General features: G+C 70.7%; 1 pseudogene. It reads left to right on the top strand.

From position 1 onward, the window contains the following. A pseudogene (locus NVV99_RS26545) lies at positions 1–266 on the top strand (acyl-CoA dehydrogenase); the annotation flags it as partial.

Consider the following 266-nt stretch of genomic DNA (forward strand, 5'->3'; position numbering starts at 1 on the left):
GGTGCTGCTGCCCACCGACGCAGGCGTGGTCGCGGTGGCTCCCGACTCCGTGGTCATGACCCTGCGTTCGAGCCCCACCTCGACCGGCTCTCCCGAGTTCTCGGTGCGCGCCGACGGCGCCGTGGTTGTCCTGCTCACCGAATCCGGCACCGACGCTGTGTCGACACTCCACCGGATCGCGCTCGCCGCCGTGGCGGCCTTCGCCGACGGACTGCTCTCCGGGGCAAACGAACTCACGGCGAAGCACGTCAGCGAGCGGCACCAGT

The sequence above is a fragment of the Rhodococcus sp. PAE-6 genome (assembly GCF_025290685.1).
Taxonomy (GTDB): domain Bacteria; phylum Actinomycetota; class Actinomycetes; order Mycobacteriales; family Mycobacteriaceae; genus Rhodococcus; species Rhodococcus pyridinivorans.